At 43.4% G+C, this 15518-nt stretch carries 16 protein-coding genes; all 16 read left to right on the top strand.

What is annotated here, in order from left to right; genetic code table 11:
* The first annotated feature begins 45 nt into the window (after positions 1-45).
* The 16 genes from yfmF to MHB64_RS18780 all read left to right on the top strand — a co-directional run bounded on the left by yfmF (position 46) and on the right by MHB64_RS18780 (position 15439).
* Positions 46-1323, top strand: coding sequence for an EF-P 5-aminopentanol modification-associated protein YfmF (gene yfmF, locus MHB64_RS18855; protein ID WP_341135149.1), 1278 nt, complete (start codon positions 46-48; stop codon positions 1321-1323).
* Positions 1324-1325: 2 nt separating this feature from the next.
* Positions 1326-2606 carry an EF-P 5-aminopentanol modification-associated protein YfmH gene (gene yfmH, locus MHB64_RS18850; protein ID WP_341135148.1) on the top strand — a complete coding sequence of 427 codons (1281 nt, stop codon included), beginning with the start codon at positions 1326-1328 and terminating at the stop codon, positions 2604-2606.
* 39 nt (positions 2607-2645) lie between these two features.
* Positions 2646-3374, top strand: a complete 729-nt coding sequence (ymfI, locus tag MHB64_RS18845; RefSeq protein ID WP_341136101.1) for an elongation factor P 5-aminopentanone reductase — start codon at positions 2646-2648, stop codon at positions 3372-3374.
* Between the two features lie 136 nt (positions 3375-3510).
* On the top strand, positions 3511-3774 hold the full coding sequence (locus MHB64_RS18840; protein WP_042189396.1) for a DUF3243 domain-containing protein: 264 nt from the start codon (positions 3511-3513) through the stop codon (positions 3772-3774).
* A gap of 176 nt (positions 3775-3950) precedes the next feature.
* Positions 3951-4718, top strand: a complete 768-nt coding sequence (locus MHB64_RS18835) for a DUF3388 domain-containing protein (protein WP_042128818.1) — start codon at positions 3951-3953, stop codon at positions 4716-4718.
* Between the two features lie 41 nt (positions 4719-4759).
* On the top strand, positions 4760-5734 hold the full coding sequence (locus MHB64_RS18830; RefSeq protein WP_341135147.1) for a RodZ domain-containing protein: 975 nt from the start codon (positions 4760-4762) through the stop codon (positions 5732-5734).
* 80 nt (positions 5735-5814) lie between these two features.
* Positions 5815-5976: a hypothetical protein gene (locus MHB64_RS18825; RefSeq protein ID WP_179281593.1), complete on the top strand. Its 162-nt coding sequence runs from the start codon at positions 5815-5817 to the stop codon at positions 5974-5976.
* Positions 5977-6178: 202 nt separating this feature from the next.
* Complete coding sequence (locus tag MHB64_RS18820) at positions 6179-6670, top strand: YajQ family cyclic di-GMP-binding protein (protein ID WP_094870275.1); 492 nt, start codon at positions 6179-6181, stop codon at positions 6668-6670.
* 152 nt (positions 6671-6822) lie between these two features.
* On the top strand, positions 6823-7410 hold the full coding sequence (pgsA, locus tag MHB64_RS18815; RefSeq protein WP_094870274.1) for a CDP-diacylglycerol--glycerol-3-phosphate 3-phosphatidyltransferase: 588 nt from the start codon (positions 6823-6825) through the stop codon (positions 7408-7410).
* 109 nt (positions 7411-7519) lie between these two features.
* On the top strand, positions 7520-8806 hold the full coding sequence (locus MHB64_RS18810; RefSeq protein ID WP_042189391.1) for a competence/damage-inducible protein A: 1287 nt from the start codon (positions 7520-7522) through the stop codon (positions 8804-8806).
* A 299-nt stretch (positions 8807-9105) separates the two neighbouring features.
* A complete protein-coding gene (recA, locus tag MHB64_RS18805) occupies positions 9106-10173 on the top strand; it encodes a recombinase RecA (RefSeq protein ID WP_094870272.1) in 1068 nt (355 codons plus the stop codon).
* Positions 10174-10336: 163 nt separating this feature from the next.
* Entirely contained in the window at positions 10337-11068 is a 732-nt protein-coding gene (locus MHB64_RS18800; protein WP_094870271.1) for a regulatory protein RecX, read from the top strand.
* A gap of 316 nt (positions 11069-11384) precedes the next feature.
* Positions 11385-12926, top strand: coding sequence for a ribonuclease Y (rny, locus tag MHB64_RS18795; RefSeq protein ID WP_042128807.1), 1542 nt, complete (start codon positions 11385-11387; stop codon positions 12924-12926).
* Between the two features lie 141 nt (positions 12927-13067).
* The gene (locus MHB64_RS18790) at positions 13068-13862 is read left to right on the top strand and encodes a TIGR00282 family metallophosphoesterase (RefSeq protein WP_280786616.1); all 795 of its coding nucleotides are present in this window, start codon (positions 13068-13070) and stop codon (positions 13860-13862) included.
* A 201-nt stretch (positions 13863-14063) separates the two neighbouring features.
* Complete coding sequence (locus MHB64_RS18785; protein WP_019910496.1) at positions 14064-14324, top strand: stage V sporulation protein S; 261 nt, start codon at positions 14064-14066, stop codon at positions 14322-14324.
* Positions 14325-14473: 149 nt separating this feature from the next.
* Positions 14474-15439: a dipeptidase gene (locus MHB64_RS18780; protein WP_094870269.1), complete on the top strand. Its 966-nt coding sequence runs from the start codon at positions 14474-14476 to the stop codon at positions 15437-15439.
* The last annotated feature ends 79 nt before the right edge of the window (positions 15440-15518 follow it).

Here is a 15518-nt window from a genome sequence, read left to right as displayed (position 1 = left end):
AACATGATGTAGAGTAACTATCCACGCCGTAAAGGAGTTTTGGACTTGACTAATAATGTATTTCAGCATGGCACCGTAGGAGGCTTGCGCATTCACGTTATGCCAACCAAGGCGTTCAAGACCTATGCGATCTCACTTTATGCAGGGATCCCTCTTGATGAGAATACAGTAACCTCTACTGCACTGGCTCCATTCGTGCTTCGCAGAGGTACCGCGACTTATCCTGAGACTACGCAATTCCGCGAGCGTTTAGAGGAGCTGTATGGCGCTGGGTTCGGGTTTGATATTTATAAAAGAGGCGATTATCAAATCGTTCAGTTCCGCATGGATACGATTAATGACTCTTTTGTGCAAAGCCAGGAGAGCTTACTTGAACAATCCTTCGCTTTCTTAGGTGAAGTACTGACTCGTCCATTAGTTGAAGACAGCAGCTTCCGGCCTTCGTATGTTGCAACAGAGCGTGAAACCGTTCGCAAGAAGCTGGAGTCTATCGTAAATGACAAGATACGTTACGCCGCTGAACGCTGTATTGAGGAAATGTGCCGCAAGGAGCCATACCGTCTTCACCCTCTGGGTCAAAGAGCGGACCTGGATCAAATCACTCCGAAAAGTTTGTATGAATCGTATAATTCCTGGCTGGATGAAGCCATCCTTGATCTTTATGTAGTGGGTGACACAACCACTGAGGAAGTAGAACAGCTTGTACAGCGTCATTTCGGCCGGGTTCAGTCCGAGGTGGGCTTATATAGCTCTAAGTTCATACCAGTATCGGTTAATGAGGTACGGACTGTAGAAGAGAAGCTGGATGTCAGTCAGGGCAAGTTGAACCTGGGCCTGCGTACCTCTATTACTTATAAGGATGATAATTACGCTTCCGCGATTATGTACAACGGTATATTAGGAGGGTATCCACACTCTAAACTCTTCGTGAATGTACGTGAGAAGGCAAGCCTTGCCTACTATGCTTCGTCTCGTTATGACGGCCACAAGGGCATTGGAACGATTCAATCCGGCATCGAAACGCAAAATTACGGCAAAGCCGTGGACATTATAGAGAAGCAATTGGAAGAGATGAAAGCTGGCAATATCAGTGATCTGGAACTGAGTCAGACCAAAGCTATGATCCGCAATCAGCTTTCCGAGATTCCGGATTCTGCTTTTGAAATGATCTCTTACGACTTCAACCGCCAGTTGTCAGGAAAAGAACGGACAGCGGATCAGCTATTGGGGCAGGTGGAACAAATCGGTGCTGAAGATGTAAAAGCCGCTGCCGAAACCTTTCAGCTGGATACGATTTATTTCTTGACAGGAAAGGAGGAATAACGATGGAACAAATTCATTACGACAGACTTCAAGAGACCATTTATCATGAGGTCATGGATAACGGACTTCAGGTATATGTGTTGCCGAAACCAACCTTCAAAAAGACTTATGCTACATTTGCAACTAAATACGGTTCCGTTGACAACCATTTTCATGTCGCAGGTGGAGAAGAGACCACTGTTCCTGATGGTATAGCTCACTTTTTAGAGCACAAGATGTTTGAAGAGCCAGAAGGCGATATTTTTGCTACCTTTGCTTCAAATGGAGCCTCGGCCAATGCTTTTACAAGCTTTGATCAGACCGTTTATCTTTTCTCAGCAACAGAGAATATAGAGACCAATCTTAGTACGCTCGTTGATTTTGTTCAGCGACCTTATTTTACAGATGAAAATGTAGAAAAGGAAAAGGGAATTATTGGACAAGAAATCAATATGTATGCTGATAATCCGGACTGGCGCGTGTATTTTGGCCTTATTGAAGCGATGTATTCGAAACACCCGGTTCGGATTGACATTGCAGGTACGGTAGAATCGATTAGTACGATCACGAAAGAAACGCTGTACACATGTTATAACGCTTTTTATCACCCTAGCAATATGTTGTTGTTCGTGGTTGGGGGTGTGGACCCGGAGAAAGTATTCTCCTTGATTCGCGCTAACCAAAAAGGTAAAACCTACGGCAAGCAGGGTGAAATCAAGCGTATTTTTGAAGATGAACCCGAACAAGTCGCTACAAAACGGCTAGAAAGCAAGCTTGCTGTTTCGATGCCTAAAATCATGTTTGGTTTTAAGGAAAAAGTAGAAGATCTAACAGGTGAGGCTTCTCTAAAACGCGATCTGATAACGAAGCTAATGCTCGATTTGTTGGTAGGCAGTAGCACAGTATTGTATCAAAAGCTATATGATGAGGAATTGATCTCTGACAGCTTTGGACATGAATTTAATAGTTCTCCGCAGTATGCTTTTTCTGCAATGGGTGGGGATACGAAGGATCCTGATCTGCTGTTAAACCGAATTAAAGAAGAAGTAGATCTAATCTTAAAGTCTGGCTTTTCGGAGAAGGATTTCGAGCGGGCACGGAAAAAGAAAATAGGCGGATATTTGCGTATGCTTAATTCCCCTGAAAGTATTGCACATGAGTTTACACGCTACCAGTTCCGCGGTGGTGACCTGTTTGAAGTTCTGCCTATGTATGAGTCGATTACTTTGGCGGAAGTTAACGAGCGTCTGCAAGCCCATGTAAAATGGGAACAGCTTGCCGTTTCATTGGTGGTGAGTCCTTAGGTGAGCGTTTTGGGAGAGAGCAGCAAACCACTAGGGGAAATGACAGTGCTCATTACAGGGGGAAGCGGAGGGATCGGCGGCGCCATTGCGGAACGATTTGCTTCTGTGGGGATGAATATAGTTATTCATTACAAACACTCACATGAAGCTGCGAATGATGTCGCGCGGCGTTGCATGGCCCTTGGGGCAAAGGTAATGACAGTAAACGCCGATATGAAGGATCGTAGTCAGATTGTACGTATGGCTGAAAAGCTTGAGAGTAATGGGGTGCAGCCGGATATTCTCGTCAATAATGCCGGTAAATCGCATTACGGAATGCTCGCTGACGTGACCGAAGAGGAATGGGATGACATTATGTCCATTAACTTGAAGGGAACCTTTATGTGCAGTCAAATCTTCATGCCGTACATGGTATCGCAACGTTATGGTCGTATCATCAACGTTTCTTCCGTTTGGGGAATCACTGGAGCTTCTTGCGAAGTAGCTTATTCGGCTAGCAAAGGCGGAGTGAATGCCTTTACAAAAGCTTTAGCAAAAGAGCTGGCTCCATCTGGTGTAACGGTTAACGCGGTAGCTCCAGGAGCGGTTAATACGAACATGTTGTCCAATTTACAGGAGGATGAAGTCCGTATGCTGGAGGATGAGATTCCAGTAGGGCGTTTGGCTACGCCTAATGAAATATCTTCACTAATTTATTTTTTGGCTTTGCCTGAGTCCGGGTATATTACTGGCCAAATTATTAGTCCAAATGGTGGATGGATTACCTGATCTTCAGTTGGAGAAAAGCTCCAGCATAATAACTTAGCTTCTAAGACATATTATAAGTGTTGTTTTTAAATCTCACGTAAGGCGGCTTACAGCCTGTATGCAGGTGTTTGACCGTAAACATGAAGGAGGATTTAAGATGACACAAGAAGATAGCGTAATCAAAAACTTTGACACCTGGAAGAAATTCCTGGGAAAACGAGTTGTACAGGCGGAGAAACTTGGGATGAGCGAAGACACAATCTCAAAGCTGGCTTTTGAAATTGGGGAATTCCTCGATGAAAAAGTGGATCCAGCAAACACTCAAAACCGTGCAATCAAAGAGCTATGGGACGTCGGCAACGATGAAGAAAAGCAGACGATTGCTAAACTCATGGTCAAGTTGGCGAAAAATCACGCCTAAGCTTGCGGAAAAGCTCCCCTTGTGGGAGCTTTTCTGCAATTATTACAGGACTGACCTTGCCTTTCATTTTTATTTTATATATCATTAACATGACCCGTGTTTCAGACCGCTTTGTCTGAACGGCATTTTTTTGATGTATATCAAAGTGCGGGAAAAGGAATCTATGAGGTGTACAAGTGGAATATAAACAATGGTATATGGAATACAAGATTCACAAGAACAGACCCGGTCTGCTTGGTGATATCGCTTCAATGTTAGGGATGCTAGAAGTCAACATTCTGACGATTAATGGCGTTGAAGGAAAGACTCGCGGAATGTTGCTGGAGACCAATGACGATGACAAAATAATGCTAATGGGCGAAATGCTCAAGAAAGTTGATAATATTACAGTTTCAGCTCTGCGGTCTCCAAGACTCGTAGACAAGCTGGCTGTGCGCCATGGGCGATATATTGAACGGGATTCAGATGATCGGAAGACGTTTCGTTTCACCCGGGATGAGCTTGGACTATTGGTCGATTTTCTCGGGGAACTGTTTAAAAAAGATGGAAATCAGGTAATAGGACTTCGAGGTATGCCCCGTGTAGGAAAGACGGAATCAATCATTGCTGGCAGTGTCTGCGCGATGAAGCGTTGGACATTTGTCTCTTCGACACTTTTACGTCAGACGGTGCGAAGTCAATTAGCAGAAGATGAGATGAACCCGCATAATGTATTTATTATTGATGGTATTGTTAGTACGATCCGCTCTAATGAGAAGCATTATAATTTATTACAAAATGTTATGAGTATGCCAAGCACGAAAGTGATCGAGCATCCAGATATTTTTGTGCGGGAATCTGAGTATACCTTTGATGATTTTGATATTATTATCGAGCTTCGCAATAATCCAAATGAAGAAATATTGTACGAGTCGTTCACGACTAGCTACAGTGATGATTTATAGAACACCAATGATATTCATTGAAATTTACAGGAGGTGATGGTATGTCGGAACTGGGCCGGCAATTGAAAGAGGCGCGTCTGCAAAAAGGGATGAGTCTTGACGATGTCCAGGAAGTAACGAAAATTCGCAAAAAGTATTTGGAAGCCATCGAGTCTGGAGATTATAAGGTGCTTCCAGGAAGTTTTTATGTTAGGGCGTTTATCAAAACGTACGCAGAGGCAGTAGGGATGAGCCCTGACGAACTGCTTGAGGAGCATGGGAATGTACCAGCCCCTCCCGAAGACACAGCCATGGAAACGGTGATTCAAAAACGGAGCCGTAGACCAGAAACAGAACGGAATGCAAAATGGCTGCCAACAGTGTTAATGTGGACATTTCCAATATTGATTATTGTTGTGATTTACATTTATGCTTCTAGCTTGAACAAACCGGACCCTGCTCAGATTGATCAGACAAATCTGACGAACGAACAGCAGGATCCTACGACAGCCCAAACATCTCCACCGGCTTCAGGAGGAGGCGTTGTGGCGCCAACTTCTTCGGCAGGAACAGAAGCAACAACGGAACCTACTGCAGAGCCTACTGCAGAGCCTACGCCAGTACCAACACCTACACCTTCCCCGCAATCCATTACAGTTACACCGGATGGGAAAGCAGGGAAAACAACAAAATTCAAGGTTTCAGCTCCGGCTGGAAGTGAAGTGAAGGTTGAAATTTCTGCTACTGGAGTAAGCTGGCTTGAGGTGTATAAAGGTGAGAACTCTAAAGGTGAAAAACTTTCATTTGGAAACACAGCGGCTGGAAATCGTATGAGCTTTGTGCTTGGAAGTGAAGGAATGTATATTAAATCTGGTTATTCACCAGCTACTGAGATTACTGTCAATGGACAAGTAATTACAGATGAAAAGACATCATCTCGTCTGCTACTTAATCTGGATGATGGTACTGGAAGTGAAACGACCCAGAATGAAGGTACCACCGATACTACCGACCAGACTAATGAAACAGGCCAATAAGAAAAATGATGCATAGACTTTGGCTTTGCGGGGAACATAAGAGTGTTTCCAGTTTCTTAGCCAAAGTGGGGTGTGCGTTCATGATTGTTAGCTGGATTGTAGCTGGACTTGGGGTTATTGTCAGTCTTATCGGATACTATATGACACCAAGTGCTTGGGGTTATGGAATTCTCGGGTTCGGTCTTGCACATATTGTGCTTGGAATTCTGGATATGTTTCGGAGCCCGCTTCGAAGCAGATAGAGAATTTAGAATGTGCGTCTCCAAGGGATATCTTCCATTGGAGACCTATTTCTACCTGAAACACAACTCATTTCGAAGGAAAAGCTCCACTATGTGGGGCTGTTTTCTGTGTCGGGTGAGGTACATATTATCCAATATTAGACTTAAGGGTATCATTCTTTTATAATAGTAGCAGACTAAAAAGTACAAAGGACGTGTAGTTATGAGTTCAGAAAGTTCATTTGATATCGTATCTAAAATGGATATGCAGGAATTAACCAATGCGATCCACCAAACAGAGAAAGAAATTGACAACCGCTTTGACTTTAAGAATAGCAAGAGTAGTCTGAAGCTGGAGAAAGACGCACTTATTATCGCCTCTGAGGACGAATATAAGTTAAACGCTGTTATTGATATTTTACAATCGAAGATGGTGAAGAGAGGCATCACGCTGAAGAACTTGGATTTCGGCAAAGTAGAGCCTGCTTCCCTGGGAAGTGTTCGTCAGCGCTTAGGTCTTAAGCAAGGGATTGATCAGGAGAACGCGAAAAAGATTAATATCCTGATTCGTGACTCGAAATTGAAGGTGAAGAGCCAGATCCAAGGAGATCAGATCCGTGTAACCGGTAAGAACCGTGATGATTTGCAGCAAATTATCCAGATCTTGCGTAAAGCCGATTTGCCACTAGATTTGCAATTCATGAACATGAAATAGAAATTGGTACCCCGCAGTGCACTTCAGCACCATATGCGGGGTGCTTTGTATTTTTTTTGACACCTATTTATAGCTATAATATACTTGCTTAAGTAGAAAAAGATGAGCCTGATCCAGGCAATTTGTATGAACGATTTAGGGGAGGAACTTCAGTGAATTTACCCAACCGCATCACGCTATCACGTATTTGCCTAATCCCGATTATGATGTTCTTTTTGCTGGTGGATTTCAGCTTTTATCCAGAACCGATACATTGGGGCTCTTTTCAGCTATCTGTTAATCATTTGGTAGCAGCTGTAATCTTTTTGCTTGCTGCGAGTACAGATGGAATAGACGGCTACATAGCTAGGAAATATAATATGGTCACCAATCTCGGTAAGCTCCTTGATCCGTTAGCGGACAAGCTGTTAGTTTCCGCAGTTCTGATTTCACTTGTGGAATTGGGCAGATGTGATTCATGGATCGCAATTGTTATCATTAGTCGTGAGTTCGCAGTAACCGGGCTTCGCCAGATAGCATTGTTAGAAGGAAAAGTGGTTGCCGCCAGCAAATGGGGTAAGATAAAGACGGTTGTACAAATTGTAGCGATCTCACTGCTGTTGTTGAATAATTTCCCATTTCAATTCGTCAGCATTCCTGTAGACGATATTGCCATCTGGGCTGCAGCCTTGATCACTATCTACTCTGGAATTGATTATTTTGTGAAGAATAAGGAGCTATTACAGCTGCATAATGCTTAAGCATTATAGGCAGCTACATATAGGAGAGGTAATAGGTAAAGCACCTATTACCTTTTTTAAACCCTAAAAGCAGTGTATCTACATTATAACGAGGAGGCGAAAGCCAAGTATGAAAGCGGAGATTATTGCAGTAGGCACAGAGCTTTTGCTCGGTCAAATCGTAAATAGTAATGCCCAGTTTTTGTCTATTGAGCTAGCTGCTATTGGGATTGATGTATATTTTCAAACCGTAGTTGGGGATAACAGCAGCCGTCTGCAACAAGCCATTGAGATCGCTCAAAGCAGAGCGGATGTTATCATATTTACCGGTGGTATCGGTCCTACAGAAGATGATCTAACGAAGGACGCGCTGGCTGCTTCCTTAGGCCGCACACTTCATATAGATCGCTTGGCAATGGATCATGTACAACGTTTCTTTGATGATCGCAAGATCGTAATGACGGAGAATAATCGTAAACAGGCACTTATAATTGAAGGAACCACACCTTTGCCAAATGAGATTGGTCTTGCTGTTGGCATTGCTTTTGAGCATGAAAAGAAATATTATATTGTGCTTCCGGGTCCGCCTCGTGAGATGAAGCCGATGTTCGTAGATAAAGCTGTACCGTGGCTCCAGCAGCACGCTCTGACGACAGAAATGCCACTTTATTCTAAAATGCTTAAATTTGCCGGTATCGGAGAATCACTGCTTGAGGATAAGCTAATTGATCTTATTCACAGCCAGACAGACCCAACCATAGCTCCTTACGCTAAAGAGGGAGAGGTAACCGTTCGTATTTCGACAAAGGCGCCTTCCGAGCATGAAGCTTACAAGAAGCTGGAGATTCTGGAGAAACAGATCAAAGAGATTTTGCCAGAACATTTATATGCAAATATTGATGTGCCGCTGGAGCAATTGATTGTGGATTGGATGGCGGATGCAGGTCTGACTTTAAGTGCGGCAGAGAGTTGCACTGGAGGCTTGCTGATGGAGAGTATAACTAACATTCCCGGCAGTGCTTCGATGTTTGCGGGAGGAATCGTCTGTTATTCCAACGACCTGAAGAAAAAACTTCTAAATGTGCCGAGTGCATATTTGGAGGGGCCAGATGCTCCAGGGGCAGTTAGTCGTGAAGTTGCCGAGGTGTTAGCTGATCAGGTGAGAATGATCGCGGATAGTGATTTCGGTTTATCTGTAACGGGTGTAGCAGGACCAGGCTATTCTGAACGTAAGCCAGTTGGACTTGTATTTATTGGTTTAGCTGAACGCGGGCGTAAGACAGAAGTGTATGAGCTTAATCTTAAAGGTACACGTGAAAATATACGACTGCGTACTGTTAAAGCTCTGTTGTATCGTCTATGGCGCAGACTTGAGGAACGGAAGGTGGAGACACCGCTAGAAGGCTCAGACTTGTAATGGGAGATTAGCCCAGTTATAATTGAGACATACGGAAGAACCGTGGCACTGAGATTTCTTTGCTGCGGTTTTTTGTATATCTGCGGAGATTTTGATCGCTGTTTTGGTTTTGATCATAAGTCGTTGATGTCCGGTGAAGTAGAAAAATCAGTTAACTTCTATGTCCGGAGGGAGGCTTACAATAAAAGGGATAATTAACGCTTGAGACAAAAAAAACGAATGTATGTTCGAAAAAAAGCTTGGCAAGACCTCAAAAACACGTTATTATATTATTATAAACAGTGAAGGAAGTGGTCTGATTGTCAGATCGTCGTGCAGCGCTTGATATGGCGCTTCGTCAAATAGAAAAACAATTTGGTAAAGGTTCGATCATGAAACTGGGAGAATCCACTCATATGCAAGTGGAAGTTGTACCTAGCGGATCTTTGGCACTTGATATTGCGTTAGGTATAGGCGGACTTCCAAAGGGACGTATCATTGAAATATACGGACCTGAATCCTCCGGTAAAACAACTGTTGCTCTTCATGCTATTGCAGAAGTGCAAAAACAAGGAGGACAAGCTGCATTTATCGATGCTGAGCATGCGCTCGATCCGAAGTATGCACGTAACTTGGGCGTAAACATTGATGAATTGTTGTTATCTCAGCCAGATACGGGTGAACAGGCACTTGAGATTGCTGAAGCACTTGTACGAAGTGGTGCAGTAGACATTATTGTCGTTGACTCCGTAGCTGCATTGGTTCCTAAAGCGGAAATCGAAGGTGATATGGGTGACTCTCACGTCGGTCTACAGGCTCGTTTGATGTCTCAAGCGCTTCGGAAGCTATCTGGTGCCATTAGTAAATCGAATACAATTGCTATCTTTATTAACCAGCTTCGTGAGAAAATTGGTGTTATGTTCGGTAATCCTGAGACAACCCCGGGTGGTCGGGCGTTGAAATTCTACTCTTCCGTACGGTTGGATGTTCGTCGCGTCGAAAGTATTAAGATGGGTAACGACGTTGTAGGTAACCGCACCAAGATCAAGATTGTGAAGAATAAGGTAGCACCTCCATTTAAACAAGCTGATGTTGATATCATGTATGGTGAAGGGATTTCCAGAGAAGGAAGTCTTGTAGACATCGGTACTGAAATGGACATCGTGAATAAGAGTGGTGCATGGTATTCCTATGAGGGTGAGCGTCTCGGCCAAGGACGTGAGAATGCCAAACAGTTCTTGAAAGAACATCAAGATATTGCACTCATCATTGAGAATAAGATCCGTGAAGCAAGTAATCTGTCCACTATTGTTGCTGCACCAAATGAAGCGGAAATCATTGCAGAGCAAGAGGAAGAAGAGAAGCTACTTCTCGAAATCGAACAATAGAATTTATTAAGGAATAGGACGCCCTGTGATTCATTGTTGCAGGGTGTCTTTTCTTAACAGTATAAAAAATATATATTTGGGGTCCCCAAAAGTACCTGAGTACGCATCGAATTTAAGCGACACTTTGTGGGGATATTTTATTGCTATGAGGTGACAAGTAACTATGGTAATACAGCTGGATATGGATTTTGAATCGGATGAGCAGGACGTACAGGTCCTATCTGATTTTCCTGATGGAGAACTTTTAGAAATTACTAAGGTAGAACGTCAGAAGAAATCGGACCACCGCTATATCATACATTTCGGAGCCTATAATATGACTGTACACGAAGACGTCATGATTAAATATCGGATGATTACTGGAAATTCTTTTATGAAAGCCGATTTGGAGGAAATTGTTGTTGCTGATGAGCGACAGCGAGCTTATGTAGAAGGACTTCGTTATCTAGAACGGAAGCCACGAACCGCTATGGAAATGACTCGCCGTTTACGGCAGAAGGAAATAGGGGAGACTATTATTGCGGAAGTGGTGCAACGGCTGCAGCAAGAAAGATTTCTTGATGACCCCTTGTATGCAAAGCAATGGGCGGAGCAACGCATTACGAACCAGCGAAAGGGGAAAATGTGGATTCGCCAAGAGCTACGTGAGAAAGGAATCGACAAAACCTTGATTTCGGAAGCACTAGAGAATGTCAGTCCTGAACAAGAACTAGAGAGTGCACTTCAGATTGGTCGTAAGAAATGGAATCTTATTCGTGGTGAAGCCACAGATAAGCGCAGAAAGACTGGAGCCTTCTTAATGCGGCGTGGATTCTCGGGTGATATGGTGCGACAAGTGATTAATACTTTACTTGAAGAAGACAATTATGAGGGTGAAGATGAGGAATTTTACTAGACTCACTGATTCTCTTGACATTAATGCGCATATCGACTCTCTTGACAATGTCTTTTTATAAATAATAAAATATAACATGAATCGGCATAAAGTAAGAATCCTTTTTCCTTCCCAAAAAGGGGACTTTTTAAAACGGTTCGCGTACAACTCATATGAAATGTAATCGCCGGATAAGGCGGGCAGTGTGCATGTGCAGCATGTGCAGTATGGCAATCGGTTATTTACCGGTTTTTTGTATGGTGATGAACGGATAGTTTAACAACTGCACAATTCCCAGGGATATACCTTGGAGAGGAACCAACGAGGAGGTGAACAGATGCAAGCATGGATCTGGGTCATTATCGTTCTCGTTGTAGCTGCATTATTCTTTGGGTTCGGTTATTTTATTCGTAAATCCCTTGCAGAAGCTAAAATTCAAAGCGCAGAAAGAGAAGCCGTAGTCATCGTGGAGAACGCGAAGAAAGACGCAGAGGCGCTGAAGAAAGAAACAGTATTGGAAGCTAAGGATGAAGTCCATAGAATCCGTACTGAAGCTGAGAAAGAAACTCGTGAACGTCGGAATGAAATCCAACGGCAAGAGAGACGTTTGCTGCAAAAGGAAGAATCTCTGGATAAAAAAATGGAATCGCTTGAAAGAAAAGAAGAACAAGTAGCTAACAAAGAGAAACGAATTGATGAAACCCAACAGCAAATTGATGTTATTTACAAAAACCAAGTCACTGAATTGGAGAGAATTTCCAATTTAAGCATCGAAGATGCAAGAAGTATTATTCTTAGCAATGTTGAGCAAGAAGTTCGCCATGAAACGGCTCAAATGATCAAAGAGATTGAACAGCAGGCGAAAGAGGAAGCGGATAAGAAATCCCGCGAAATCATTACACTCGCTATCCAACGCTGTGCAGCTGATCACGTAGCGGAGACAACAGTTTCAGTTGTTACCCTGCCGAACGAAGAGATGAAAGGTCGGATTATCGGTCGTGAAGGCCGTAATATTCGTGCACTTGAAACTCTCACAGGTATCGACCTCATTATTGATGATACGCCGGAAGCAGTTATTTTGTCGGGATTTGATCCAATCCGCCGTGAAGTGGCCCGTACGGCACTTGAGAAGCTTGTGGCAGATGGACGTATCCATCCCGCTCGAATTGAAGAGATGGTGGAGAAATCCCGCAAAGAAGTGGACGAACGAATTCGCGAGTATGGTGAACAAGCTACTTTCGAAGTGGGTGTTCACGGATTACATCCAGATTTGATCAAGATTCTGGGTCGTCTGAAATTCCGTACAAGCTATGGTCAAAATGTATTGAAGCACTCCATGGAGGTTGCTTATTTAACTGGACTGATGGCCGGTGAGCTTGGGGAAGACATCGTGCTTGCAAAACGTGCAGGATTACTCCATGATATCGGCAAAGCGCTGGATCATGAAGTAGAAGGATCGCATGTTGAGATCGGCGTTGAACTAGCGAAGAAATATAAGGAACATCCGGTTGTTATCAACAGTATCGCGTCTCATCATGGAGATTGCGAAGCTACTTCGGTTATTGCTATGTTGGTTGGTGCAGCTGATGCATTGTCAGCAGCAAGACCTGGCGCTCGCCGTGAAACACTGGAAACGTATATTAAACGTCTAGAAAAACTGGAAGAAATCTCAGAGTCATTCGAAGGTGTTGAGAAATCATTTGCTATTCAGGCGGGCCGTGAGGTACGCGTGATGGTACAGCCAGAGAAGATTGACGATGCAGAGGCATTCCGTCTTGCTCGCGATATTACGAAGATGATTGAAAGTGAACTGGATTATCCAGGACATATCAAAGTTACCGTTATTCGTGAGACACGGGCTGTTGAATACGCTAAATAGGTGGAATATAAGGTTAAGGGATAAGATGTAACTTATACTTTCTTATATTTGTTGAGAATTGGCCCCTAAGCGGGGCCTTTTTCTTTTGAATATGAGGCCTTATCCATAAGCTATAGCGGTTAAGATTAGGAGGAGAGAATCATTAAAGTACTATTTATTGGAGATATCGTTGGAAATGTTGGCAGAAAGGCTCTTCGTGAGATGTTGCCCTCACTAAAAAGTAAATATCAGCCACATATCATTATTGTTAATGGTGAAAATTCAGCTGCTGGAAGAGGGATCACTAAGGCGATTGCGAATGAATTTTTTAACTGGGGCGTTCACGGAATAACGATGGGGAACCACACCTGGGACAATAAAGATATTTTTGAGTTCATCGATGATGAAGCCCGGATTATTCGCCCTGCGAATTTTCCACCAGGAACACCGGGAAGAGGTTATACGGTCGTTAAAGGTAACGGTAAAGAACTGGCCATTGTAAATTTGCAAGGCCGGACATTCTTACCTGCTATCGATTGTCCTTTCCGCGTTGGAGAAGAAATTGTGGAGGAGCTTCGTAGAGATCATAAATGTATTTTAGTCGATTTCCATGCGGAGGTAACCTCTGAGAAAATCGCCATGGGATATTTTATGGATGGTCGCGCATCGATTGTTGTGGGGACACATACTCATGTTCAGACAAATGATGATGTGATTTTGCCAGGAGGAACTGCGTATTTGACCGATGCGGGTATGGTTGGTTCAAGCGAAGGGATTCTGGGTATGGAAAGAGATGCAGTACTTTATAAGTTCACAACTCAGCTTCCAGCGCGATTTGTTGTCGATGAAGGCAAGTGGCAGCTTCACGGTTTATTTGCAGAATTAGATGAATCAACTGGTGCGGCAACTCGTCTGGAGAAGATACGGCTTCGTGAAGATGAATGGGTTATGAGCTAAGCGTATTACAGAGTATTTTGTTAATTCGGGTAATTTCGCCGAGTTAGGGTAAAGTGTGATATTTTTTATATCGTAACAGAGTATCTTGTACACCGTTTTTGGAAGACGTGGTCCGTAAAAAGAAGGAATTATTTCTTCTCTCGCGAATAACATCTAAAGTAGTGGAAGAACACCATTATTTTCCCAGGGGAGGTACTTACTATGGATGTATTAAAAGTATCAGCTAAATCCAATCCGAATTCCGTCGCCGGCGCATTAGCAGGTGTTCTTCGTGAACGTGGATCGGCCGAATTGCAAGCTATTGGAGCTGGAGCACTGAATCAAGCAGTCAAAGCAGTTGCCATTGCCCGGGGATTTGTTGCACCAAGCGGAGTTGATTTGATCTGCATTCCTGCTTTCACTGATATAGTGATTGATGGAGAAGATCGAACCGCGATTAAACTGATTGTTGAACCCAGATAATAGACCTATAGAATGAATGAGCCTGTTTACTTTTGTAAACAGGTTTTTTGCTTTTTATTTATAGTCTGAAGTTTTTTGGCATAGGATTTGAAATAGGGTCTTGGAAGATGAATTATACGGCTAGAACTGCGAGAAAGTGAGGTTATAGAATGAGTGTTAATAAGCTTAAGGTAGCGGATTTTCATTGTGATGTGCTAAGCAAAATGCAAGCCTCTCCGGATATTGATTTTGACAATGATCCCCGATTAGATGTTACTGCAGAGCGGTTAAGATCGGGCGGAGTGGAATTGCAGATTTTTGCAATATATCTTTCGACAAGTAGGGGCAGAGCAAGCTTTGAACATGTCCTAGGGCAAATGGATCTCTTTAGGCAAAAGATAGTGAACACAGATGGGCTTCAGTGGTTACGGTGGAAGGAGCAAGTAGGGAATCGGCTAGTAGGTGCTCCTCCGCAAGCAATGCTCTCTCTGGAGGGCGTAGACGGCTTAGAAGGGAACTTGTTTTATGCCCAGCTCTGTTTCGAACTTGGAGTACGCTTTCTTGGTGTAACTTGGAATTATGCGAACTGGGCAGCAGATGGTGTGCTAGAGAAACGAAATGGTGGATTTACGGAAAAAGGGAGAAAGCTGATAGAATGGTGCAACGAAAGTGGAATGCTGCTGGATGTGTCGCATTTGTCGCAAGCGGGGTTCTGGGAGTTGGCTGATTTAAGTAATCGTCCGTTTATTGCCTCCCATTCGAATGCTGCAGCTATATGTGGGCATGTTAGAAATTTAAATGATGAACAGATTAAAGCTTTGATTGCAATGGATGGAAGAATAGGCCTGACCTTTTATCCGTGGTTTGTACGTGATGATGGGAAGGCTTGCATGGATGATTTGTTAAAGCACATTGAACATGTAAGTAGTCTCGGCGGAGAGAAGCATATGATGTTTGGCTCGGATTTTGACGGCATTGATACTTGGGTGGAGAAGTTGGAGCATCCGGGAAAATACCCTGATCTTATAGAACAGCTGCTTCGTTATTATCCAGAGGATACTGTGAAAGGTTGGATGTATGAGAATGCGACCTCTTTTTTAAGCGAAAACTTGCCCTCTCAGGTGTCTAAACCATGACAATCTTGTGCAAAAAACATAAAATGTCGAAAAAAGGGGCTTCGTTATGATGCAGCCCTTTTTATTTTTGGGTAAGAAG

Origin of the sequence: Paenibacillus sp. FSL K6-2859 (assembly GCF_038008265.1) — a bacterium.
Lineage (GTDB): Bacteria > Bacillota > Bacilli > Paenibacillales > Paenibacillaceae > Paenibacillus_AQ > Paenibacillus_AQ nitricinens.
Note: the sequence above shows the minus strand (reverse complement) of the source record. Positions and strands in the feature narration are given on the sequence as shown.

Coding starts and splice junctions, on each gene's coding strand:
- MHB64_RS18785 (WP_019910496.1), top strand. CDS start 14,064: ATGGATGTATTAAAAGTATCAGCTAAATCCAATCCGAATTCCGTCGCC.
- MHB64_RS18800 (WP_094870271.1), top strand. CDS start 10,337: ATGGTAATACAGCTGGATATGGATTTTGAATCGGATGAGCAGGACGTA.
- MHB64_RS18820 (WP_094870275.1), top strand. CDS start 6,179: ATGAGTTCAGAAAGTTCATTTGATATCGTATCTAAAATGGATATGCAG.
- yfmH (WP_341135148.1), top strand. CDS start 1,326: ATGGAACAAATTCATTACGACAGACTTCAAGAGACCATTTATCATGAG.
- MHB64_RS18825 (WP_179281593.1), top strand. CDS start 5,815: ATGATTGTTAGCTGGATTGTAGCTGGACTTGGGGTTATTGTCAGTCTT.
- MHB64_RS18780 (WP_094870269.1), top strand. CDS start 14,474: ATGAGTGTTAATAAGCTTAAGGTAGCGGATTTTCATTGTGATGTGCTA.
- MHB64_RS18830 (WP_341135147.1), top strand. CDS start 4,760: ATGTCGGAACTGGGCCGGCAATTGAAAGAGGCGCGTCTGCAAAAAGGG.
- MHB64_RS18840 (WP_042189396.1), top strand. CDS start 3,511: ATGACACAAGAAGATAGCGTAATCAAAAACTTTGACACCTGGAAGAAA.
- ymfI (WP_341136101.1), top strand. CDS start 2,646: ATGACAGTGCTCATTACAGGGGGAAGCGGAGGGATCGGCGGCGCCATT.
- rny (WP_042128807.1), top strand. CDS start 11,385: ATGCAAGCATGGATCTGGGTCATTATCGTTCTCGTTGTAGCTGCATTA.
- MHB64_RS18810 (WP_042189391.1), top strand. CDS start 7,520: ATGAAAGCGGAGATTATTGCAGTAGGCACAGAGCTTTTGCTCGGTCAA.